18 protein-coding genes are annotated in these 22,941 nt (G+C 63.1%); 11 read left to right on the top strand and 7 right to left on the bottom strand.

Annotation, left to right across the window (positions count from 1 at the left end):
- Positions 1 to 2 precede the first annotated feature (2 nt).
- From APH28_RS06260 to APH28_RS06230, 7 genes are all read left to right on the top strand, one after another.
- On the top strand, positions 3 to 995 hold the full coding sequence (locus APH28_RS06260) for an alpha/beta fold hydrolase (protein ID WP_256248661.1): 993 nt from the start codon (positions 3 to 5) through the stop codon (positions 993 to 995).
- Positions 996 to 1,090: 95 nt separating this feature from the next.
- The gene (gene rraA, locus APH28_RS06255) at positions 1,091 to 1,582 is read left to right on the top strand and encodes a ribonuclease E activity regulator RraA (protein ID WP_060508109.1); all 492 of its coding nucleotides are present in this window, start codon (positions 1,091 to 1,093) and stop codon (positions 1,580 to 1,582) included.
- Between the two features lie 27 nt (positions 1,583 to 1,609).
- Positions 1,610 to 2,605, top strand: a complete 996-nt coding sequence (locus tag APH28_RS06250; RefSeq protein ID WP_060508108.1) for a zinc transporter ZntB — start codon at positions 1,610 to 1,612, stop codon at positions 2,603 to 2,605.
- Positions 2,606 to 2,698: 93 nt separating this feature from the next.
- Positions 2,699 to 2,962 (top strand): hypothetical protein, encoded by a 264-nt coding sequence (locus APH28_RS06245; protein ID WP_060508107.1) that lies wholly within the window; start codon positions 2,699 to 2,701, stop codon positions 2,960 to 2,962.
- Positions 2,963 to 2,964: 2 nt separating this feature from the next.
- A complete protein-coding gene (locus APH28_RS06240) occupies positions 2,965 to 3,789 on the top strand; it encodes a mechanosensitive ion channel domain-containing protein (RefSeq protein ID WP_060508106.1) in 825 nt (274 codons plus the stop codon).
- 113 nt (positions 3,790 to 3,902) lie between these two features.
- Positions 3,903 to 4,469, top strand: a complete 567-nt coding sequence (gene sigX / locus APH28_RS06235; RefSeq protein ID WP_060508105.1) for an RNA polymerase sigma factor SigX — start codon at positions 3,903 to 3,905, stop codon at positions 4,467 to 4,469.
- A 110-nt stretch (positions 4,470 to 4,579) separates the two neighbouring features.
- Positions 4,580 to 5,617 carry an OmpA family protein gene (locus APH28_RS06230; RefSeq protein WP_060508104.1) on the top strand — a complete coding sequence of 346 codons (1,038 nt, stop codon included), beginning with the start codon at positions 4,580 to 4,582 and terminating at the stop codon, positions 5,615 to 5,617.
- A gap of 82 nt (positions 5,618 to 5,699) precedes the next feature.
- Here APH28_RS06230 and APH28_RS06225 read toward each other — a convergent pair whose 3' ends face one another.
- The 4 genes from APH28_RS06225 to APH28_RS06210 form a co-directional block, all read right to left on the bottom strand.
- A complete protein-coding gene (locus APH28_RS06225) occupies positions 5,700 to 7,367 on the bottom strand; it encodes a bifunctional protein-serine/threonine kinase/phosphatase (protein WP_060508103.1) in 1,668 nt (555 codons plus the stop codon).
- A 9-nt stretch (positions 7,368 to 7,376) separates the two neighbouring features.
- Positions 7,377 to 8,588 carry a NarK/NasA family nitrate transporter gene (locus tag APH28_RS06220; RefSeq protein ID WP_060508102.1) on the bottom strand — a complete coding sequence of 404 codons (1,212 nt, stop codon included), beginning with the start codon at positions 8,586 to 8,588 and terminating at the stop codon, positions 7,377 to 7,379.
- A 157-nt stretch (positions 8,589 to 8,745) separates the two neighbouring features.
- The gene (locus APH28_RS06215; RefSeq protein ID WP_060508101.1) at positions 8,746 to 9,321 is read right to left on the bottom strand and encodes an ANTAR domain-containing response regulator; all 576 of its coding nucleotides are present in this window, start codon (positions 9,319 to 9,321) and stop codon (positions 8,746 to 8,748) included.
- An 11-nt stretch (positions 9,322 to 9,332) separates the two neighbouring features.
- Positions 9,333 to 10,535, bottom strand: coding sequence for a CmpA/NrtA family ABC transporter substrate-binding protein (locus APH28_RS06210; RefSeq protein WP_060508100.1), 1,203 nt, complete (start codon positions 10,533 to 10,535; stop codon positions 9,333 to 9,335).
- Positions 10,536 to 10,662: 127 nt separating this feature from the next.
- Here APH28_RS06210 and APH28_RS06205 point away from each other — a divergent pair, with 127 nt between their 5' ends.
- A complete protein-coding gene (locus APH28_RS06205) occupies positions 10,663 to 11,688 on the top strand; it encodes a quinone-dependent dihydroorotate dehydrogenase (RefSeq protein ID WP_060508099.1) in 1,026 nt (341 codons plus the stop codon).
- A 96-nt stretch (positions 11,689 to 11,784) separates the two neighbouring features.
- Here APH28_RS06205 and rmf read toward each other — a convergent pair whose 3' ends face one another.
- Positions 11,785 to 12,000 carry a ribosome modulation factor gene (gene rmf / locus APH28_RS27830; protein WP_079227119.1) on the bottom strand — a complete coding sequence of 72 codons (216 nt, stop codon included), beginning with the start codon at positions 11,998 to 12,000 and terminating at the stop codon, positions 11,785 to 11,787.
- Positions 12,001 to 12,563: 563 nt separating this feature from the next.
- On the opposite strand from rmf, the gene rlmKL reads away from it, so the two are divergent.
- Positions 12,564 to 14,756: a bifunctional 23S rRNA (guanine(2069)-N(7))-methyltransferase RlmK/23S rRNA (guanine(2445)-N(2))-methyltransferase RlmL gene (gene rlmKL, locus APH28_RS06200; RefSeq protein ID WP_060508098.1), complete on the top strand. Its 2,193-nt coding sequence runs from the start codon at positions 12,564 to 12,566 to the stop codon at positions 14,754 to 14,756.
- 94 nt (positions 14,757 to 14,850) lie between these two features.
- Positions 14,851 to 17,244 carry a diguanylate cyclase gene (locus APH28_RS06195; protein WP_060508097.1) on the top strand — a complete coding sequence of 798 codons (2,394 nt, stop codon included), beginning with the start codon at positions 14,851 to 14,853 and terminating at the stop codon, positions 17,242 to 17,244.
- Between the two features lie 61 nt (positions 17,245 to 17,305).
- Here the strand turns inward: APH28_RS06195 and dacB are convergent, their stop codons facing one another.
- The gene (gene dacB / locus APH28_RS06190; protein ID WP_060508096.1) at positions 17,306 to 18,769 is read right to left on the bottom strand and encodes a D-alanyl-D-alanine carboxypeptidase/D-alanyl-D-alanine-endopeptidase; all 1,464 of its coding nucleotides are present in this window, start codon (positions 18,767 to 18,769) and stop codon (positions 17,306 to 17,308) included.
- Between the two features lie 187 nt (positions 18,770 to 18,956).
- On the opposite strand from dacB, the gene APH28_RS06185 reads away from it, so the two are divergent.
- Positions 18,957 to 19,301 (top strand): YggL family protein, encoded by a 345-nt coding sequence (locus tag APH28_RS06185; protein WP_060508095.1) that lies wholly within the window; start codon positions 18,957 to 18,959, stop codon positions 19,299 to 19,301.
- A 38-nt stretch (positions 19,302 to 19,339) separates the two neighbouring features.
- Here the strand turns inward: APH28_RS06185 and APH28_RS06180 are convergent, their stop codons facing one another.
- Positions 19,340 to 22,939, bottom strand: coding sequence for an ATP-binding protein (locus tag APH28_RS06180; RefSeq protein WP_060508094.1), 3,600 nt, complete (start codon positions 22,937 to 22,939; stop codon positions 19,340 to 19,342).
- Positions 22,940 to 22,941: the final 2 nt, after the last annotated feature.

Below are 22,941 nucleotides of genomic sequence, written 5' to 3'. Positions count from 1 at the left end.
TTATGCAAAGCAGCAGCAACCTTTTTCCCGTGGCCTTGCTCAGTGCCGAGCGCCGCGGTGACCTCAGCGAAGACGTGTACCGGATCAAGGCCGGCAACAGCCCTGACCCCACCGTCGAGCTGGCCATTACCCGTCTGGGCCTGGCTGATCTGGGCCGGGCCCAGGGCGTGCCGGTGATTCTGCTGCATGGCAGTTTCTCCAACCGGCGCTTCTGGTATTCGCCCAAGGGCATTGGCCTTGGGGCCCATCTGGCGCGTGCCGGGTTCGACGTGTGGATCCCGGAGATGCGCGGCCACGGCCTGTCACCGCGTAACCGCAACTGGAAACACAACAGCGTGGCGGACTATGCCCGTGACGACCTGCCGTTGATCGCGGCGTTCGTGCGCGAGCAGTCTGGCCAGTCGCCGCATTGGGTCGGCCACTCCTTGGGTGGCACCACCTTGGTGGCGGCCTTGGGTGGCGGCTTTCTCAAGGCAGATCAAGCCGCCAGTGTCGCGCTTTTCGGTACCCAGATCAGTCGGGTCTACTGGCCGCTTAAAGTCCCGCCGCTGACCTGGGGGGTGAAACTGCTGCTCAAACGATGGGGGCAGATTTCCGGGCCGCGTTTCAAGCGTGGGCCGGAGGACGAGCCGATCGGCCTGGCGCTCGAAAGCATGCGCTGGCATAGGCTGTTCGGGCGTTTTGGCGACAAGCAGAACGACTGGTGGGCGGGGTTGGCCGACGTGGATGTGCCGTTGCTGGCGGTGGCCGGCGCGGGGGACTTCCAGGACCCGGTCTGGGCCTGCCGCAAGCTGTTCGATCAGCTCGGTGGCGAGCGCAAACAGTTCCTGCGGCTGGGCCGTGAAGAGGGCTTCGAGGCCTTCGGGCATGTCGACATGCTTGTAAGCAAGGCGGCGCAGGCGCAGGTCTGGCCGCTGGTGGAGCGCTGGTTGCGCGATCCGCTGTTGCCGGTGCATGAGTCGACGGTGGTGCGCGAGCCTGTCCCTATCGGTTGAGCACAACTGACTGCCCGGTCCCGGATGACTGCGACAGCGTCTACGGTGTAGCCTTGGCCGACACCCGCTTTCGTTGTGACTGACAGGAGCTTCCCATGCAGCATTACGTAACGCCCGACCTGTGTGACGCCTACCCGGACCTGGTTCAGGTGCTGGAACCGATGTTCAGCAACTTCGGAGGTCGCGATTCCTTCGGTGGCCAGATCGTCACCATCAAGTGCTTCGAAGACAACTCCCTGGTCAAGGATCAGGTCGAGCTCGATGGCAAGGGCAAGGTCCTGGTGATCGATGGGGGGGGGTCGCTGCGCCGTGCGCTGCTCGGTGACATGCTCGCGGAAAAGGCGGCCAAGAATGGCTGGGAAGGCTTGGTGATCTATGGCTGCGTGCGTGACGTCGACGTGTTGATCCAGACCGACGTCGGTGTGCAGGCCTTGGCCAGCCATCCAATGAAGACCGACAAGCGCGGCATTGGCGACCTCAACGTGGCCGTGACCTTTGCCGGTGTCACCTTCCACCCGGGTGAGTACCTGTACGCTGACAACAATGGCGTGATCATCTCGCCAAGCCCGTTGAAAATGCCAGAGTGACGCGCAGTACGCGCTGATGGAGCTTTGATGTTCGAGGAAGACAACGCGCAGTGGGGGCTGGTGCATGCCCTGGTGCTCGATGGCAAAGGCGGCGCGCGTTCGATCGCCCGGACCGAGCTGGACGGCTTGCAATTGCAGCCGCAGGAAAGCCTGTGGTTGCACTGGGACCGCAGTCATCCGCAGACCCGCACCTGGCTGTTGCAGGACAGCGGCCTGAGCGAGTTCGCCTGCGACCTGCTGCTGGAGGAAAACACGCGGCCACGGTTGTTGCCGCAACCTGGGGAGCAGCTGCTGCTGTTCCTGCGTGGGGTCAACCTCAACCCGGGCGCCGAGCCCGAGGACATGGTCTCGGTGCGCATCCATGCCCAGGCGCAGCGGGTCATCTCGTTGCGCTTGCGGCCGTTGCGTGCCAGCGATGAAATCCTTCAGCAGCTGGAAGAGGGCAGGGGGCCGAAATCGGCGTCTGAACTGTTGCTGTTGATGGGCGAATTGCTGACCGAGAAGGTCCAGAGCCTGGTCAGCGACCTCTCGGAACTGGTCGACGACGAAGAAGAAAAGGTCGAATCCGACGAACGGTATACCCCGGAGCATGGCAGCCTGCAGCAGATTCGTCGCCGCGCCGCAGGGTTGCGCCGCTTCCTGGCGCCACAGCGGGAAATCTACGCCCAGCTGTCACGCAGCAAGTGGAGTTGGTTCTGCGATGCCGATGCCGATTACTGGAACGAGCTGAACAACAGCCTGATCCGCTACCTTGAAGAACTCGAACTGACCCGCGAGCGGGCAGCGCTGGTGCTGGAAAGCGAAGACCGCCGGCGCAGCGAGCGGATGAACCGGACCATGTACCGCTTCGGCATCATCACCTGCATCTTCCTGCCCATGAGCTTCATCACCGGCCTGCTGGGCATCAACGTCGGTGGCATTCCGGGAGCGAGCAATCCCTATGGTTTCCTGTTGGCCTGCATTGTCGTGCTGGCCCTGGCAGTGGGGCAGTGGTGGTTGTTCCGGCGGTTGCGTTGGGTATGAAGGTGTCGAGTCATCTTGAAACATTCGTCGCATGGCGATGTGTGACCCATCGCCTGGCCATCTCGTCTCTGAGTGACACTGCGCGAGGTGCCTATGCACGATCCGTTTGAACAATCCCTGCGTGACCTGCTCAACGCGTCGCCCTCTGGTGAGGAGCGAGACGACGCCGCGTGCCTGGGTCGCGTGCTGAAAACCGCCAACCGCCAGGTCGGTGCCGGTGATCTGTTCAGCTTGCTTGGCCGCTGGAGCCAGGCGCTGCTGATCGCCGTGAACAATGGATCGGCGCACGTTGCGCCGGTGCGTCGACACTCTACCCGCAACGCTGCCAAAAGCAGCAAAGCAGATAAGGCCGATTGACTATGGAACTGAATCTCTGGACCCAGAGCCTGCTCACTGCGATGACCGCTCTATGGACCAAGGTAGCTAACTTCATCCCCAACCTGTTCGGCGCGCTGGTCGTGGTGCTGCTTGGTTTCGTGGTGGCCAAGCTGCTCGACACACTGCTTTCCAAACTTCTGGCCAAGTTCGGCCTGGACCGCCTGATGGCCGGTACCGGGCTGACCAAGATGCTGGGCCGGGTTGGCATTCAGGTGCCGATCTCGACCCTGATCGGCAAGATCGTCTATTGGTTCGTGTTGCTGATCTTCCTTGTCTCGGCGGCTGAATCGCTGGGCCTGGAGCGCGTGTCGGCAACGCTCGACATGCTCGCCCTGTACCTGCCCAAGGTGTTTGGTGCAGCCCTGGTGCTGCTGGCCGGCGTACTGCTGGCGCAGGTGGCCAATGGCCTGGTGCGCGGTGCTGCCGAAGGTATCGGCCTGGAATACTCCGCAGGCCTGGGCCGCATCACCCAAGGCCTGGTGATCATCATCAGCATATCGGTGGCCATCAGCCAGCTCGAGGTCAAGACCGACCTGCTCAACCACGTGATCGTCATTGGTTTGATAACCGTTGGTCTGGCCGTTGCGCTTGCCATGGGCCTTGGCAGCCGCGAAATCGCCGGCCAGATCCTGGCCGGTATCTACGTTCGCGAACTCTACCAGGTCGGCCAGCAGGTGCGGATTGGAGAGGTTGAAGGCATGATCGAAGAGATCGGCACGGTCAAGACGACGCTGCTGACCGATGATGGCGAACTGGTGTCGCTGTCCAATCGCGTGCTCCTCGAGCAGCGAGTCAGTAGCCGCTAACCGCACAAAAGCTGTTAATGTATGCCGCCGCGAAAATCGCCCCATGGGGCTGAGCGGCGACATTGACCTGACTGTCGGCCAGATCCGTTTTGAATAAAGTTCAATCGCCGCCCATGCGTTATGACCCACGCGAACTCACCGACGAGGAGTTGGTGGCGCGTTCGCATGAGGAGCTGTATCACGTAACCCGCGCCTATGAGGAGCTCATGCGGCGCTACCAGCGGACCCTGTTCAACGTCTGTGCGCGTTATTTGGGGAACGACCGCGATGCTGATGATGTCTGTCAGGAAGTGATGCTGAAAGTGCTGTACGGTCTGAAGAACTTCGAGGGCAAGTCCAAGTTCAAGACCTGGCTCTACAGCATTACCTACAACGAATGCATTACCCAGTACCGCAAGGAGCGTCGTAAACGCCGGTTGATGGATGCCTTGAGCCTGGACCCTATAGAAGAGGCGTCCGAAGAGAAGGCTCCGAAACCGGAAGAAAAAGGCGGGCTGGACAAGTGGCTGGTGCATGTGAACCCGATCGATCGGGAAATTTTGGTGCTGCGCTTTGTCGCGGAACTGGAATTTCAGGAAATCGCCGATATCATGCACATGGGCTTGAGCGCAACGAAAATGCGCTACAAGCGCGCGCTAGACAAGCTTCGTGAGAAATTTGCAGGTCTGGATGAAACTTAGTCCCTTGTAAATATCTCTAACGGATCGGCGAGTTCTGCTAGACTTGCCGTCGAGTTGTCCCCCGGATGTTGGTGGGACTGCTTAACTATCACCAGATGGGGATTTAACGGATGAAATTGAAAAACACCTTGGGCTTGGCCATTGGCTCGCTCGTCGCAGCTACTTCGTTCGGCGTTTTGGCTCAAGGCCAAGGCGCAGTCGAAGTCGAAGGCAACGTGACCAAGCAGTACTACGACAGCGAGCGTAACTTCAAGAACGACGGCACCAACCCTGGTGTTCGTCTGGGTTACTTCCTGACTGACGACGTATCCCTGGACCTGGGCTACAACGAGACTCACAACGCTCGTGGCGAAGTCTTCAACAAAGACATCAAAGGTTCCAAGGCCAAGCTGGACGCTACCTACCACTTCGGTACCGTCGGCGACGCTCTGCGTCCGTACGTTTCCGCTGGTTTCGCGCACGAGAGCCTGGGCCAGGCCACTCGTAACGGCCGTGACCACTCCACCTTCGCCAACGTTGGCGCTGGCGCCAAGTGGTACATCACCGACATGTTCTTCGCCCGTGCCGGCGTTGAAGCCAACTACAACATCGACGACGGCAACACCGAGTGGGGCCCAGTCGTGGGTGTTGGTCTGAACTTCGGTGGCAGCGGTGGCAAAGTTGCTGCAGCGCCTGCTCCAGTCGCTGAAGTGTGCTCCGACTCCGACAACGACGGCGTTTGCGACAACGTCGACAAGTGCCCAGACACCCCAGCCAACGTTACCGTTGACGCTGATGGCTGCCCGGCTGTTGCCGAAGTCGTTCGCGTTGAGCTGGACGTCAAGTTCGACTTCGACAAGTCGGTCGTCAAGCCAAACAGCTACGGCGACATCAAGAACCTGGCTGACTTCATGAAGCAGTACCCACAGACCACCACCGTGGTTGAAGGTCACACTGACTCCGTGGGCCCAGACGCTTACAACCAGAAGCTGTCCGAGCGTCGTGCCAACGCTGTGAAGCAGGTTCTGACCCAGCAGTACGGCGTAGAATCCAGCCGTGTTGACTCGGTTGGCTACGGCGAAACCCGTCCGGTTGCCGACAACGCCACCGAAGAAGGCCGCGCTATCAACCGTCGCGTTGAAGCTCAGGTAGAAGCCCAGTCCAAGTAATTGGCCTGAAGCTTCAATGAAAAACCCGGCCTCGGCCGGGTTTTTCTTTGCCTGAAATTTGTGCCGTCAACCGCGAGCGAGTTCAGCCCTTGAGCAGGGCGAAGAGCAGAATCAGGTTGAACAACAGGGACAGCAGGGCCAGGGTTTGCCAGACCTTCAGTGGCTCGCGCTCGAGCAACGGGCGCGGACGGCTTGGCAGTGGCTGGCGGTCGCCGCGTTCGAGCAGAAGCAACCACTGTTCGGCGGTTTCAAAGCGTTGCGCCGGGTCCGTCTCCACGGCTTGCTGCAGGTTGTGCTGCAGCCATTCAGGCAAGTCGGGGCGATAGCGCGAGGCGTTGACCGCCTGGCCGAAGCGGGGGCGCTGGAAAGCCTCGATCTCGCCGTAGGGGTAGTGCCCAGTCAGCAGGTGATAGAGGGTGACGCCGACCGCGTACAGGTCCTGGCGTGGGCTCGGCGGCTGGCCTTCGAAGGCTTCCGGGGCAATGAACGAGGGCGTGCCGGGCAGTTCGTGCAGCGGCTCTTGGGAAAGGCCGGGGCAGTACGCCAAGCCGAAATCCAGCAGCCGCAGCTGGCCGTCATCACCCAGGTGCAGGTTGTCGGGGTTGATGTCACGGTGCAGCAGGTTGCGCCGGTGCAGCACGCCGACCGCTTGCAGCAGTTGGCGGGCGATTTCCATCCACTGGGCCAGCGCCAATGGACCCTGCTCGGCGACGTGGGCCGCGAGGGTCTTGCCGCTGTGCTCGCGCATCACATAGTAAAGGTGCTGGCGCTGGCTGGCAGCATGCAGCTCGGGAAAGTGGCGGCCTGCAACCCGGCGCAGGAACCACTCCTCCAGCAGCAGGGCTTGGGCGGCGCCGGGCTCCTGTTCGCGGTGCTCAGGCAGGGTCTTCAGCAGCCATGGCCGGCCTTGGGTGTCGCGTACACGATAGAGCAGTGACTGGCGGCTTTGTTTCAGGCGCGTTTCAACCTGCCAACCATCGATCGTTTGGGTGTCCCGCAGCGGGCCTGGCAATGGCCACTGCTGCAGTTGCACCAGGGTGTCGCCGAGGTTGGCCGTACCCAATTGCTCGACCCGCACCAGCAAGGCACTGGCATTGTCCTGGCTGCCATTGTGATGGGCGCTGGCAACCAGGGTATCGGCGGCCACCTGCAGGTCGGGCTGCTCGCGCAGCACGGCCTGGATGTGCTGGTCGCCCAGGCTGGCCCATACACCATCGCTGAGCAGCAAGTAGCATTCACCGGCCTGCAGTTCGCCGTCCAGGTAGTCGACCAGCAGGTGCTGGTCCAGGCCCAGCGCGCGCTTGAGCACGTGCTGCATGCCGGCTTGGTCCCAGACGTGGTCTTCGCTCAGGCACTGCAGGCGCCCGGCGTGCCAGCGATAGGCCCGGCAGTCGCCCACGTGTGCCAAGGTGAAGCGGCGCCCGCGCAGCACCAGGGCGCTCAGTGTGGTTAGCAGCGGTTGATTGCCCTGGGCGCGCAACCAACGGTTCTGTGCCAGCAGCAGGCGGTCCAGGGCCTGGGCCACGCCCCAGGTGGCGGGCGTGGCGTAGTAGTCCATGGCCAGTGCCTGCAGGCTGGCGCGGGCTGCGAGGCCACCGTCGGCGCACTGGCTGACGCCATCGGCGAGCGCAAACAGGTAACCCTTGCTGGCGGCCAGCTCCGGCGCCGGCGTGACCAGGCGCAAAGCGTCCTGGTTCTCCGTGCGAGGCCCGGTGGCGCTGGCCTGGGCAAAACTCAATTGCAGGCTCATGGCGCTGCCTCAGACCCGTGCCGCAGTAACCGCTGCCGAGCCCCAGGTGGTGCGCCAGCGTTGCTTGACCCCATGCAGGCCGAACCAGGCAATCAGGCCAAGACTGGCAAACAGCCACAAGCCCAGTTGATAGTCGCCGGTGTGCTGCTTGAGGGTGCCGAGTCCTGCTGCCAGCAGGAAGCCACCGATGCCACCGGCCATGCCGATCAGCCCGGTCATCACGCCGATCTCTTGACGAAAGCGTTGCGGTACCAGCTGGAACACCGCGCCATTGCCGGCACCGAGGCCGAGCATCGCGCAGACGAACAGCGCCAGGGCGGCTGCGGCACTTGGCAGGTTGAAACCGACCGCGGCGATGCAGATGGCGGCCACGCTGTACATGGCCAGCAGGGTGCGGATGCCGCCGAAACGGTCGGCCATCGCGCCACCCAGCGGGCGCATCAGGCTGCCGGCGAACACACAGGCAGCGGTGTAGTAACCGGCGGTGACCGGGCTCAGGGCGTACTGGTCGCTGAAGTAGCCGGGCAGCGCGCTGGCCAGGCCAATGAAGCCGCCGAAGGTGACGCTGTAGAAGAACATGAACCACCAGCTGTCACGGTCGCCAAGGGCCTTGAGGTAGTCGGCCGCAGCTTTTGGTTTGGGCCGTTGTGGGGCATTGCGGGCGAGCAGGGCGAACAGCGCCAGGGTCAGCAGCAGCGGCAGCACGGCAAAGCCGAACACATTGTTCCAGCCAAACGCAGCGGCGAGCACCGGCGCCAGCAGGGCGGCGAACACCGTGCCGGAGTTGCCCGCGCCAGCGATCCCCATGGCCTTGCCCTGATGTTGTGGCAGGTACCACTGCGAGGCGAGCGGCAGCGACACGGCGAACGAGGCACCGGCAACACCGAGGAACACGCCCAGCAGCAGGGCTTGCCCATAAGTGTGCACGCCCAGGTACCAGGCGCCGGCCAGGGCGACGATGACGATCACCTGGCCAATCAGGCCGGCGGTCTTCGGCGACAGGCGATCGACCAGCACGCCCATGACGAAGCGCAGCACCGCACCGGCAAGGATCGGCGTGGCCACCATCAGGCCACGCTGCTGGGCGCTCAATTGCAGGTCGGCAGCGATCTGCACCGCCAGCGGGCCCAGCAGGTACCAGACCATGAAACTCAGGTCGAAGTACAGGAACGCGGCGAACAGCGTGGGCACATGCCCGGATTTCCAGAAGCTGGTACTCATCGAACACCTCACTCGGCAAAGCAACGGGAACGAAAAAAGACGCCGCTACCCGGTCCACTGGCGTGGAGGGGAGAGCGACGTCTTTGTCGGGAGTCTTATGAGGCAACCGCCGTTGGCTACCGGTGAAGTATTTTGAGCAAGAGCTGGGCCAACTCGATCAGCCGAGCATTTCATGCATGGCAATGATCTGTTCGGCCACCTGGATCAGCTTCTGCTGCCGACTCATGGCCTGTCGGCGCATCAGGGTGTAGGCCTGCTCCTCGTTGCAGTCCTTCATTTTCATCAGCAACCCCTTGGCCTGCTCGATGCGCTTGCGCTCGGCCAGTTGCTGGTCGCGTGCGAGCAGCTGGGCCTTGAGCGCCTGGTCGCTCTCGAAGCGGGCCATGGCCACATCGAGTATCGGCTGCAGCCGGGCGGCATGAATGCCTTCCACGATGTAGGCGCTAACCCCGGCCTGGATCGCCTGGCGCATCATCGCCGGGTCGTGCTCGTCGGTGAACAGTAGGATGGGGCGCGGCTGGTCTCGGCTGACCAGCACCACCTGTTCCATGACATCGCGGTCGGGTGAGTCGGTATCGATCAGCACGACATCCGGGCGCACTGTTCCGACGCAAGCGGGCAGATCAATGGTCAGGTCTGGGGCCTCGATCACTTCGAACCCCGCTTCGCGCAGTGCGGCCTTCAGGCGGCCAAGCTTTTTTTGGGTATCGTCTATCAGCAAGATGCGCAGCATGGCCATGGTCCTCACAGACCGATCCGGGCATCGGGCATTTCGCCCAAGGCGTGCAGGTGGAAGCTGCGGGCATAGGCATACGGATCACTGCCGTCCCAGCGCGTGCCGTCGATCAGCAGGCTGCTGCGCATCGCTGACGCGGGGCAAGGCACGCCGAGTGCGGTAGCGGCCTCGATATACAGCTCCAGCTGCTGCACCTGCCGCGCCACGGCTAGGTAATCGGGGTCGTCGCGCAACAGGCCCCAGCGACGGAACTGGGTCATGAACCACATGCCGTCCGACAGATAAGGCAGATTGACGCGGCCCTGGTCGTACAGGCGCAGGCTGTGACGGTCGTGCCAGGCGTTGCCCAGGCCGTCCTGATAGTCGCCTAGCAAGCGCGGCTCGAGGTTTTCCAGCGGCGTGTCCAGGTAGGGGCTGCCGCTGAGCAATTGTGCGGTGCTGCGCAGGTTCTCTGGACTCTGTTCGATGAACCGGCTGGCAGCTAGCACTGCCTTTACCAGAGCGCGTGCGCTGTTGGGATAGTGCTCGACGAAGGCGCGGGCGCAGGCCAGTACCTTCTCCGGGTGGTCGGGCCAGATCGACTGGCTGGTGGCCAGGGTAAAGCCCTGGCCTTGGCTGACGGCAGCGGCGGACCAGGGTTCGCCGACGCAGAAGCCGTCGATGCGACCGGCCTGGACATGTGCCGCCATCTGGGCCGGTGGCACCACCACGCTGTTGACGTCGTGCAGCGGGTGGATGCCCTGGCTGGCCAGCCAGTAATACAGCCACATGGCGTGGGTGCCGGTGGGGAAGGTTTGGGCAAAGGTCAGTCGTGCGCCTTGCTGGTGCACCAGCTTAGCCAGTGCCTCAGGGCTGGTCACGCCCCTGTGCTGCAGGGCCGGCGACAGGTTGATCGCCTGGGCATTCTGGTTCAGCCCCATGAGCACCGCCATGTCGCTGGCCGGCACACCACCGATGCCCAGGTGCACGGCGTAGACCAGCCCGTAGAGGCAATGGGCGGCATCCAGTTCGCCGCTGGCCAGCTTGTCGCGCAGGCCGGCCCAGGAGCCCTGACGCTTGAGGTTGAGGGTCAGACCGTGTTGCTGGGCGAAGCCCTGGGTGGCGGCGACCACCACCGAGGCGCAATCGGTCAGGGCCATGTAGCCGATGTTGAGGCTGGGTTTTTCCGGCGCGTCGCTGCCGTTTACCCAGGCTAGGGGAGCGGTATTCACAAAGGTCCTCGCCCGTACGCAATAGGCTGATGGCGAGGGAAGTAGCAACCCATGTGCCAAGCCCCTGTCATGCCGGGCGCGCGCTGGCTATAATCGCTGCCTCACTCACCCCGAGCCTTCCCCGCCCATGTATACCCTGGCCCGCCAGCTGCTGTTCAAGCTTTCCCCGGAAACCTCCCATGACCTGTCCCTGGACCTGATCGGCGCCGGTGGCCGGCTTGGGCTCAACGGTGTGCTGTGCAAACAGCCGGCCGCGCTGCCGGTGACCGTGATGGGCTTGAACTTCGCCAACCCGGTAGGGCTGGCGGCGGGCCTGGACAAGAACGGTGCGGCCATCGACGGCTTCGCCCAGCTGGGCTTCGGCTTCGTCGAGATTGGCACCGTGACCCCGCGCCCGCAGCCGGGCAACCCCAAGCCGCGGCTGTTCCGCCTGCCGCAGGCGACGGCGATCATCAATCGCATGGGCTTCAACAACCTGGGCGTCGATCACCTGCTCGAGCGCGTGCGTGCTTCGCGCTATGACGGTGTGCTGGGCATCAACATCGGCAAGAACTTCGATACCCCGGTCGAGCGGGCGGTCGACGACTACCTGATCTGCCTGAACAAGGTCTATACCGAAGCCAGCTACATCACCGTGAACGTCAGCTCGCCAAACACGCCTGGCCTGCGCAGCCTGCAGTTCGGCGACTCGCTCAAGCAACTGCTCGATGCTCTGGCCGAACGCCGGGAGCAGCTGGCCGCCGAGCATGGCAAGCGCGTCCCGCTGGCGATCAAGATCGCCCCGGACATGAGCGACGAGGAAACCGCACTGGTGGCAGCGGCGCTGATGGAATCGGGAATGGATGCGGTAATTGCCACCAACACCACCCTGGGCCGAGTGGGCGTCGAAGGGCTGGAGCATGGTGGTGAGGCCGGTGGCCTGTCGGGTGCGCCAGTGCTGGAGAAGAGCACGCACATCGTCAAGGTGCTGGCGGGCGAGCTGGGTGGCAAGCTGCCGATCATCGCCGCCGGTGGCATTACCGAAGGCCGTCATGCGGCAGAGAAGATCGCCGCGGGTGCGAGCCTGGTGCAGATCTACTCGGGCTTCATTTACAAGGGGCCAGCGCTGATTCGCGAAGCGGTCGATGCGATCGCCGCAATGCCCAAAGCCTGAAGGCGGACATAAAAAAGGGCCCCTTCAAGGGGCCCCTGGGCCGAAGCCCGCCGCCCGGATAGGGCGCGCATGGTGACTCGAATTCAGTGTCCTCGTTCAGCCAACGGCGTGATTTTCGTTGAGTCTATGGATGCCAGCGGTGCCAGTCATTCCGTCCCAGTTATCACCGCGCCCTTCGCGCCAGCCGTTGATCCAGGCTTGGCGAACAGAAGGAAGAGTAAAGGGGCAAAGTTCGCGGGATTTGCCGGTGACCCCGTATTGGTAGCCACGTGAATATGCTCTTTCCAACGGATCACGCTTAAGTCTTCTCATAGGGTGTTGCCCTCACTTGTTGACTGTAATGTCCCGTCGGCCTCTCCGAGGCCGGGCAGAGTCTTTCTGCCGGTTTTGCGCTCGCTGCCGGCGTGGCGAGCTGAAAGTGCCGCCTCGTTGCGAAGCGGCCTGAGACCAGTTCTAACGAATGCGAGTCACCCTGTGAATGATCGATTTGTCATAAGCACGTAACCTTTCCAAGGGTGAGGGGATAAGTAAATAAATGCGACTCAACCTTGTTTGACGTTGAGCCCGCTATGATCGGGGTTTGCCGAACCTTGACGTCATTTCGCCAGCGTTGGCGCGGTATGACAGAAATATTTGGTAATGCGACGAAGGGTCACACCGGCCCCGACGTCGACGGAAATTATTGGTACTGCCTGATGATCTAAGCTGTTTTTGCCACCTGGCGAGCAGCAGATCGATCAGGCGGCCCGGCCCCCCGGCTGCGATGGCGCACTGGGGAAGGCCACTCGGACGCTTGCTGGAAGGGCGTTCGGGCAAACATCGGCCAGGCGATGCGTCGCCTCGTCACTTACATAGCCCAAGGCGCTGGAAAACTCATGTCGGACCGTTTCGAACTTTATCTCACCTGCCCCAAAGGCCTGGAAGGCCTGCTTGCCGAAGAGGCCCGAGGCCTCGGCCTGGATGACGTGCGTGAGCACACCTCGGCCATTCGCGGCGCCGCCGACATGGAAACCGCCTACCGTCTGTGCCTCTGGTCGCGTCTGGCCAACCGCGTGTTGCTGGTGCTCAAGCGCTTCTCGATGAAGAATGCCGACGACCTCTACGATGGCGTGAATGCCGTCGACTGGGCCGACCACCTGGCCGCAGACGGCACTCTGGCCGTGGAATTCAGCGGCCACGGTTCGGGCATCGACAATACCCATTTCGGTGCGCTCAAGGTCAAGGACGCAATCGTCGACAAGCTGCGCAACCGGGAGGGCCTGCGCCCGTCGGTGGAAAAGGTCGACCCGGATGTGCGCGTGCACCTGCGGCTGGACCGTGGCGAGGCGATCCTCTCGCTCGACCTCTCCGGCCACAGCCTGCACCAGCGTGGCTACCGCCTGCAGCAAGGCGCCGCGCCGCTGAAGGAAAACCTGGCGGCGGCGGTGCTGATCCGCGCCGGCTGGCCGCGCATCGCCGCTGAAGGCGGCGCCCTGGCCGACCCGATGTGCGGTGTCGGTACCTTCCTGGTGGAGGCGGCCATGATCGCCGCCGATATCGCGCCCAACCTCAAGCGTGAGCGCTGGGGCTTTAGTGCCTGGCTCGGCCATGTGCCGGCGACCTGGCGCAAGGTCCATGAAGAGGGCCTGGCGCGCGCGCAAGCCGGCCTTGCCAAACCGCCGCTGTGGATTCGCGGTTATGAAGCCGACCCGCGTCTGATTCAGCCCGGTCGCAACAACGTCGAGCGTGCTGGCCTGGGCGACTGGGTGAAGATCTACCAGGGCGAAGTCAGCACCTTCGAGCCGCGCCCGGACCAGAACCAGAAAGGCCTGGTCATCAGCAACCCGCCGTACGGCGAGCGCCTGGGGGACGAGGCCAGCCTGCTGTACCTCTACCAGAACTTTGGCGAACGCCTGCGCCAGGCCTGCATGGGCTGGGAAGCGGCGGTGTTCACCGGCGCGCCGGAACTGGGCAAACGCATGGGCATCCGCAGCCACAAGCAATATGCCTTCTGGAACGGCGCCTTGCCGTGCAAACTGCTGTTGTTCAAGGTCCAGCCTGACCAGTTTGTCACCGGCGAGCGCCGCGAGGCCCAGGCCGACAATGGCGAGACGCGTAACCCTGCGGCGGTTGCCAGTGAGCCGGCACGCCTGTCGGAAGGCGCGCAGATGTTCGCCAACCGCCTGCAGAAGAACCTCAAGCAGTTCGGCAAGTGGGCCCGCCGTGAGCAGGTCGACTGCTATCGCCTTTACGATGCCGACATGCCTGAGTATGCCCTGGCAGTCGACCTCTACCAGGACTGGGTGCACGTGCAGGAATACGCAGCCCCGCGCTCAATCGACCCGGACAAGGCCCAGGCGCGCCTGCTCGATGCCCTGGCGGCGATCCCCCAGGCACTGAACATCGACCCGCAACGCGTGGTGCTCAAGCGCCGCGAGCGCCAGAGCGGCACTCGCCAGTACGAGCGTCAGGCTACCGAAGGGCGTTTCCAGGAGGTCCACGAGGGCGGCGTGAAGCTGCTGGTCAACTTGACTGACTACCTCGACACCGGGCTGTTCCTCGACCACCGCCCGATGCGCATGCGCATCCAGCGCGAGGCCAACGGCAAGCGCTTCCTCAACCTGTTCTGCTACACCGCCACCGCCACCGTGCATGCGGCCAAGGGCGGTGCGCGCAGCACCACCAGCGTCGACTTGTCAAAAACCTACCTGGACTGGGCGCGGCGCAACTTGTCGCTCAACGGCTTCTCCGATCGTAACCGCCTGGAGCAGGGCGATGTCATGGCCTGGCTGGAAGCCAACCGCGACAGCTATGACCTGATCTTCATCGATCCGCCGACCTTCTCCAACTCCAAACGCATGGAAGGCGTATTCGACGTCCAGCGCGACCATGTGCAGTTGCTCGACCTCGCCATGGCCCGCCTGGCACCCGGTGGCGTGCTGTATTTCTCCAACAACTTCCGCAAATTCCAGCTCGACGAGCATGTGAGCACGCGCTATGCGGTGGAGGAAATCAGCGCCCAGACCCTGGACCCGGACTTCGCTCGCAACAACCGAATCCACCGCGCCTGGCGCCTGCAGTTGCGTTAATTCGACGAGGCGCATTGCGCGCCTAATGGCCAATAGCTATAACTCTGCACAGGGCCAGAGAATTCGCAGGACGCTGACGTGATGAGATCGATCTATGTCGAAGTTGGGCGTGCGTGCGAAGGTGCTGGGCCTGTGCAGCGAGGCGATGGCTGCGTGGGCAGTGGCGCTGGTGGCGCTGGTGGCCGGCGTTTTGCTGTCGGCTGGGCTGGCGCTGGCCGCGCAGGCATTCTACAAGCAGCAGTTGCGCCAGCGCTTCGAGCTGCTGGCCAGCGAGCGCCATAGCCGCATCGCCGAGCGCTTCGACGACCAGGAGCAACGCCTGGATGGCTTGCGGCGCTTCTTTACCTATTCCAACGAAATCACCCCGAACGAATTCAATGGTTATGCGCGGCCCTTGCTGCAGCGGACCCAGGCCTATTCCTGGGCGCCGCGAGTCGAGGCCGGCCAGCGCCGCGAGTTCGAGCGCCAGGCCAGTGCCTGGCTGGGGCAGGATTACTTGATCCGAGAGCTGGATGGCGCCGGTAACTGGCACCCTTCGCCACGGCGCGATCATTATTACCCGGTGCTCTACACCCAGGCCGGCACGTTGCAAGGCCAGCCCTACGGGCTCGACCTGCGCAGCCAGCCGGCCCGTGAGCAGACCTTGGCGCGGGCAATGCAGCCTGGCAGCATGGCGGTTTCCGAGCCGCTGGACATGCTCAACGTCGCGCCCGGCCTTGGCCGCGGGCTGTTGATGGTCGCACCGGTCTTCTCCGATGCACGGCCGGATGATCCGCCAGCAGGGTATGTCATGGCCTTGCTGAACATGCGTCAGCTGGTCACCGAAGGCCTGCCCGTCGCTGCGGATGACAACCTGGTGGTGCGCATCATCGACCCGAGCGGGCGCGATGGCCGCGAAGTGCTGTTCGATTCGCAAAACCCGGTGGCGGCACTGGCCATGTTCAGCACGCAGTTGCTACGCCTTGCCGATCATTCTTTTCAGCTCGATATTCGCCCGAGCCAGGCCTTCCTGCAGGCTAACCAGTCCGCCGCCGCCTTGGCCGTGGGGCTGCTCGGCGGCTTGCTGAGCCTGCTGCTGAGCGCGTTGCTGTACAGCCTGTTCAGCCAGCGTCAGCGTGCCTTGACGCTGGTCGAGCAGCGCACGGCGCAATTGCGCACCAGCGAGCAGTCGTTGCGCCATACCCATAACCAGTTGCGCAGCGTGCTGGATGCCGCAACCCAGGTGGCGATCATCGCGACCAGTCTCAAAGGCGAGGTCAGCACCTTCAACGCCGGTGCCGAACGCATGCTGGGCTATTCAGCCAGTGAAGCCATCGGGCACCTGCAACTGGAAGATCTGGTGATGCCTGAAGAGCTTAGCCAGCGCGCCCGTGCCTTGAGCCTTCGCTATGGGCGGCACATCCCCGGTGGGCAGGCAATGTTCGCCGAGACCATCCAGGACAGTGGGGGCGAGCCGGGCGAGTGGACCTTGGTGCGCAAGGATGGCAGCCAGTTGCTGGCCAACATGCTGGTGACCGCCGTGCTCGACGAGCAAGGCCTTTGGGTGGGCTACCTGGCGATCTGTATCGATGTCACCGAGCGGCGCCGTGTGCACGAGGCGCTGGCGCTGCGTGATCGCTTGCTGGAGAAACTCAGTGCCGAAGTGCCCGGCGGGATCTATCAGTACCAGCTCAATGCCGATGGCCATTCTTGCTTCCCCTATGCCAGCCAGGGGCTGTTCGACATCTACGAAGTCGACCTGCAACTGCTGCGCGAGGATGCCAAGGCGGTATTCGAGCGCATACATCCCGATGATCTGGAGCGCGTGCGCCGTTCGGTGCGCTATTCCGCCGAACACCTCTCGCCGTGGCGCGAAGAATACCGGGTGTGCCTGCCGCGTGCCGGGTTGCGCTGGGTGCGTGGCGAAGCGACGCCGGAGCCCGGCGAACACGGTTGCACGCTATGGCATGGCTACCTCACCGATATCTCCGACCTCAAAGGGGTCGAGGAAGAGCTGCGAGCGTTGTCGGTGACCGATGCGCTGACCGGTATTCATAACCGCCGCTATTTCCAGGAACGGCTCAAGGTCGAGCTGGACCGCGCCCAGCGCGATGGGCTGGACCTGGCGGTGATCATGCTCGATATCGATCATTTCAAACGGATCAACGACCAGTACGGCCATGCTGTGGGTGACCATGTGCTGCGCAGCTTGTGCCAACGGATCGGGCAGCGTTTGCGCCGCACCGATGTGTTCTGTCGGTTGGGTGGTGAAGAATTCATGGTGCTGTGCCCAGGCAGCAATGTCGAGCAGGCCCGGATGCTGGCCATGGAGCTGTGGCAAGGGGTGCGCGGTGTGCCGGTCGAAGGGGTGGGCAAGGTGACCGCAAGCTTTGGGGTGGCCGGTTGGCGGCTGGGAGAAGGGGCGGACGCCTTGCTGTTGCGGGCCGATGCGGGGGTGTATGCGGCCAAGCAGGCAGGTAGAGACAGGGTCGAGGCAGAGCTGACCTGACGCCTGCGCCGGCCTTTTCGCGGGCTTGTCTGCGAAAAGGCCGGAACACGTTATCGCAGCATCAAGGTGCCGCTGCAGTCGCGCTGTTGTTCAGCTTCGGCTGGCGATACAGGTCAAGCAGCACTTGATCGAGCACCTGCGAGGCCCCCCAGGGCTTGGGGTCGTTGAGGATCGCCGCCACCGCCCAGGTGTTGCCGTTGCTGTCGCGGCTGAAGCCGGCAATCGCCCGCACGGTGTTCAGGGTACCGGTCTTGATGTGACCTTCACCGGTCATGGCGGTGCGCTTCAGGCGTTTGCGCATGGTGCCGTCCATGCCCACCAATGGCATCGAACTCATGAACTCGGCGGCGTACGGGCTGTTCCACGCCGCTTGCAGCAGTGCCGCCATCTCGCGGGTGCTGACCCGCTCGGCACGCGACAGGCCGGAGCCGTTCTCCATCACCAGGTGCGGCGCGGTGATGCCTTTCTTGGCCAGCCACTGGCGTACCACGCGCTGCGCAGCACGGGCATCGTCGCCATCGGCGTCGGTGCGGAACTGAGCACCCAAGCTCAGGAACAGCTGCTGAGCCATGGTGTTGTTGCTGTACTTGTTGATGTCGCGGATCACTTCCACCAGGTCGGGCGAGAAGGCCCGGGCCAGCAGGCGTGCGCTCTTCGGCACGTTCTCGACGCGGTCACGGCCCTGGATGCTGCCACCCAGTTCGTTCCAGATCGCCCGCACGGCGCCAGCGGCATAGGTCGGGTGGTCAAGCAGCGACAGGTAGGTTTGTGAGTTGCAGCCGTCGCCCAGTTGGCCGGTGACGGTCACGCTGATGCCGTCGGCCTGCTGCACCGGGTTGTAGCGCACGTCGCCGCTGCACTGCTTGGCCGCCACGGCCTTGACCTGGTTGTCGATGTGGATGCTGGCGATCGGTGGTTCGACCGCAACGGTGACCTTGCCGCCGTCGTTGCGCGCAACGAAACGCAGGGCCTTGAGGTTGATCATCAGCGAGTCGGGCTTGACCAGGAATGGCTTGTTGACGTCGCCGCCGTCATCGTCGAACTGCGGCAGGTTGGGTTGCACGAAGTGGCTGCGGTCCAGCACCAGGTCGCCGGTAACGGTGCGTACGCCATTGGCGCGCAGGTCACGCATCAGCAACCAGAGCTTTTCCATGTTCAGCTTGGGGTCGCCGCCGCCCTTGAGGTACAGGTTGCCGTTGAGCACGCCGTTGCTCAGGGTGCCGTCGGTGTAGAACTCGGTTTTCCACTGGAAGGTCGGGCCTAGCAGTTCGAGGGCGGCGTAGGTGGTGACCAGTTTCATGGTCGAGGCCGGGTTGACCGATACATCGGCGTTGAACACGGTGGCCGGGCCCGGACCGTTAAGCGGCAGCATGACCAGCGACAGTGCGTTGTCCTGCAACTTGTTGGCCTTGAGCGCCTGCTGGACTTTCGGCGGCAGGGTGGTATTGACGGCGGCAGCCTGGCTTGGCAAAGCGAGCGGCAGCAGCAGGCTGGCGAGAACGAGGGGGCGGAGCTTTTTGATCATATGGATTAAATACCCTGCGGACGAGGGAAAAAGACAATGGGGCTGTAAGAGATGATCACCCCAGGACAAAATATAGTGCGCATTATGCCCCAAGCGCAGCGTTCATGTGCCACGTTCGACGGAAAAGCGCCTTTGTAGCGCGGAAACTGGTAAAGTGCCGCGCGTTATTACTCAAGAGGATTGTTTCATGGCTACCAACCGTTCCCGTCGTCTGCGCAAGAAGCTGTGCGTTGATGAATTCCAGGAGCTGGGTTTTGAACTGAACCTGGGTTTCAAGGAAGACCTGTCCGACGAAGCCATTGATGCCTTCCTCGACGCCTTCCTGGCAGAAGCCATGGATGCCAACGGCCTGGACTACGTCGGCGGCGATGATTTCGGCTTGGTCTGCCTGGCCAACCGCGGCTCGGTCAGCGAAGAGCAGCGCGCTGCAGTCGAAGCCTGGCTCAAAGGCCGCAGCGAACTGACCAGCATCGAAGTCAGCCCGCTGTTGGACGCCTGGTATCCGGAAAAGCCGATCAACCCGGCTTCCTGATGCGTGCGTGAGCGGCGGCCCGCGCGGGCGCCGCTCCGTCAAGCCCTGGCCAGTTCCCTGGCCAGCGCTTTCTCCGCTCGGCGCATATGCCGTGCCAATACCTGCCGCTGCAGTTTGATGCAGGACGCAGGCGATTGTTGCTCCTCCAGGGCCGCGCAGGCCTTCATCATGCCCTTTGCTTCCAGCAGCCGTGCGGCGCTGAGGATCTTGTGCGCCTGCTCGCGTATTTCGGCGGCTTGGTAGAGGGGGTCGAGGCTCATCAGCAGCGCCAGGTCTTCCTGCAGGCTCGCATGCAGGGCGGTGAGAAAACGGTTACGGCTTTCGGCGTTGTCGCCGACGATGCCGGCCAGGCCCACAAGGTTGAACGGTGGGGGCGCGACATGCCGTCGACGGGGCGTGATCCTGGCCAGGCATTGGCTGAGGGTACGCAGGGTGATGGGCTTGAGCAGGCAATCGTCCATGCCGGCACTGAGGCACTTCTGCCTGACTTCTGGTTGGGCGTTCGCGGTGTAGCCCAGGATGACGCAACGCGGGCGCCCGCTCTGGCGTTCTTCGCAACGAATGGTGGTGGCAACCTGGTAGCCGTTGATGTGCGGCATATTGCAATCGAGCACCAGCACGTCGAACGGGGTGTGGCGCCATTTTTCCAGGCCTTCGCGTCCACCGCTGGCACTGGCATGGCTGAGCCCCAGGTAACCCAGTTGCTGCGCCATCAGCATCAGGTTGGCAGGGTGATCGTCGATGACCAACACCATCAAGTCGGGAGCGGGTGCCTCGACCTCTTCTACCTCCAGTGCGGGTGCCGGCGGGGTGTCGACGCGCTCTAGCGGCAGCATCAGGCGAACCTGGGTACCCAAACCCGGATGGCTCTTGATGCTCAGGTTTGCGCCCATCATCTCGCACAGGCTGTGGCAGATCGCCAGGCCAAGCCCGGTACCTGCACGAGCACCCTGGCTGTGGGGGTTGGCCTGGACGAACGGGTTGAACAGCCGCTGCAAGTCATCGTCATCAATGCCTATGCCACTGTCACGCACTTCGAGTTCCAGCGTAGGCCGCACGCCTGGGCCTTCGTCACGCAAGCCCAGCGTGACGTGGATCTGACCTTGCTCGGTGAATTTGATGGCATTGCTGACAAGGTTGGACAGGATCTGCTTGAAGCGCAGTGGGTCGAGTGATGCATGGCCGCGGGCGCTGGGGTGGATGCTGACGTGCAGGGCCAGGCCTTTCTGACGCGCTTGACCATCGAAAACGCGGCCAACCGACTCGACCAGTACCGCAGGGTCGACCGCTTCCGGACTGAGCGACAGATGGCCGGACTCGATGCGCACGATATCCAGGATATCGCCAATCAGGCCAAGCAGGTCCCTGGCCGAGTGGTGGGCGACTTCCAGCGACGAGGGGTCCGCTTGCCCCTGCAGGGCGCGCCTCAGTGCCAGTTCGAGCATGCCAATGACGGCATTCATCGGGGTGCGGATCTCGTGGCTGATGGTAGCCAGGAAGGTGCTCTTGGCGCGGTTGGCGTCGTCGGCCAGGCGCTTGGCTTCGCGCAGTTCCTGCACCAGCTTGCGGCGCTCGCTGATGTCGATCCAGCCGCCAATGATCCCTTGCACTTCGCCCAAGGAGTCACGATAGGGCAGGATCCAGTGGTAGATGGTGATCTCCCTGTCCTTGAAACGCACAGGCCGATCAATGATCAGCGGCACGCCAGCAGCCATTACCTGCTGGTAGTCGGCCTGGATCTGGCGGGTGTTTTCTGCACTCGAGAACGGGCTCTCGTCCAGGCGCTTGCCAACCACTGCTTCAAGCGTGGATTGGACGGCATCGAGGTAGCTGGCGTTGCAGCTTTGCAGGCGACCTTCGCGGTCGCGCACATACATCGGATGCGGGGTGCCGTTGAGCAGCGCACCCATGAACTCCAGCTGATCGTTCAGCGCGCGTTCGGCGTGTTGGCGCTGCTTGATCTGGCCCCGAAGGCGGGCGTTCCAGATCAGGGCCAGCAACAGCAACACGCCAGTGCCCAACAGCACTTGCAGGACCAGGCGGCGCAAGGCTGGCCAGCTGGCATTTTCATGCACATCGTAGCCGCGCCAACGACTGTTTATGACCCCCAGCTCTTCCGGCGAAATACTCAGCAAAGCCTTGTTGAGGATGGTGGCAAGCGGCATGTCCTGTTCGCGGGTGGCCATGGCGAAGATCGCCGGCTCGCCGCTCACCGTGCTGCGAATGATCAGGTCGCTGTCACCGGCCAAGGCGTGATTGGCGTCGATCAGGGGCGTGATCACCGCATCGACGGCACCACTGCTGAGCAGTGCCACGGAATAGTAGGGGCTCTCGGTCTCGACCCAGCCGATTTGTGGAAAGCGGGTAGCCAGCAGATCGTCCAGGTTGCTGTAACGGGAAATCGCAATGCGATGCCCGTTCAGTTGCTCCAGTGAGCCGAACTGTTTGTCTGTAGCGCGGGTAACCAGCACATGCGGGCTTTCGAGATAGGGGCGGCTGAGGAGCAGGCGTTTGTCAGTGATCCCATCGCTGGCGATCGCGGCAATCATGTTTACCCGACCGTTTTCCAAGCGGGCAAGCATGTCAGCAATACCATTGGCCCGTTGCACCTCGAAGCGAAGGCCGGTACGCAGACGTAGCAGGTCCAGCAGGTCGGCGGTTATCCCGCGAAAATGGCCACTGCCATCGAAATAGGAAAGCGGAGCCGCCGTTTCGTCGATGGCAACCTGCATGATCGGGTGGCTGAGCAGCCACTGCTCTTCCTCGGGCGTCAGCTGGAGTTTGCGATCGCTCAGCAGCAGATCGCCGCCCGCGCTCCAGCGCTTTTGAATGCTGGCCCGCACGGCACTGGACTGACGGTCGAGCGTTGCATTGACCAGGCGCTTGAGCTGCGCGTCTTCAGCGCGCATGGCAAAACTGAAACCCACGTTTTCGTGCTGGCCGAAACTGGCCATGCGCAAGCGTGGCAAGTGACCGCGATTGAGTTGGTAGTGTGTCGAAATGGTGTCGCCGATGAACACATCGGCCTGGCCAAATGCTACGGCATTGAGTGCCTGGGTGGAGGAGCCGAACGCCAGCACCTCGGCCTTGGGGTAGGCTGCATGTACGTGCTCCTCGGGCAGGTAGTGATAGAGCATGCCCAGGCGCATGCCGGCCAGGCCACCGTTGAGGGGCTGCTGTTCATCCTCCCGAGTGACCAGCACGGGCTGGTCAACGGCATAGGGGTGCGAAAGCGCCAGTCCCTCGGTTGCCGCTTCATAACCATTGGCACTACCTAACAGGTCGATTTCGCCTCGTTTGAGCGCCTTAACCGCCGCTTGCCTGTGCGGGTAGCGCATGACCTGCACCGGGAGGTTCAGCGCCTTGCCGATCAGGCTGGCATATTCGGCGGTGAGGCCCTGGTAGACCTGGCCGCCTCCAGTGATGTCGAAGGGTGGATAGTCGGGCGCCGAGGTGCCCAGGACCAAGGCGTGCCGGCCCTGCAGCCACTGCGATTGCTGATCCGTCAATGGCGGGCTTTGCGTCACGGTTGAAGAACGGGCCAGCAGTGTATAGGGCACAGCTTCATGGGATGAAGCCTGCGCCAGATCGCAGGCCAGCGCCAGGACCAGGCCCAGGCAGGTAGTCAATTGCACCATCA

The sequence above is a fragment of the Pseudomonas sp. NBRC 111124 genome, assembly GCF_001320245.1.
GTDB lineage: Bacteria > Pseudomonadota > Gammaproteobacteria > Pseudomonadales > Pseudomonadaceae > Aquipseudomonas.
The sequence above is the reverse complement of the archived record's forward strand: the minus strand, read 5'-3'. Positions and strand labels throughout refer to the sequence as shown.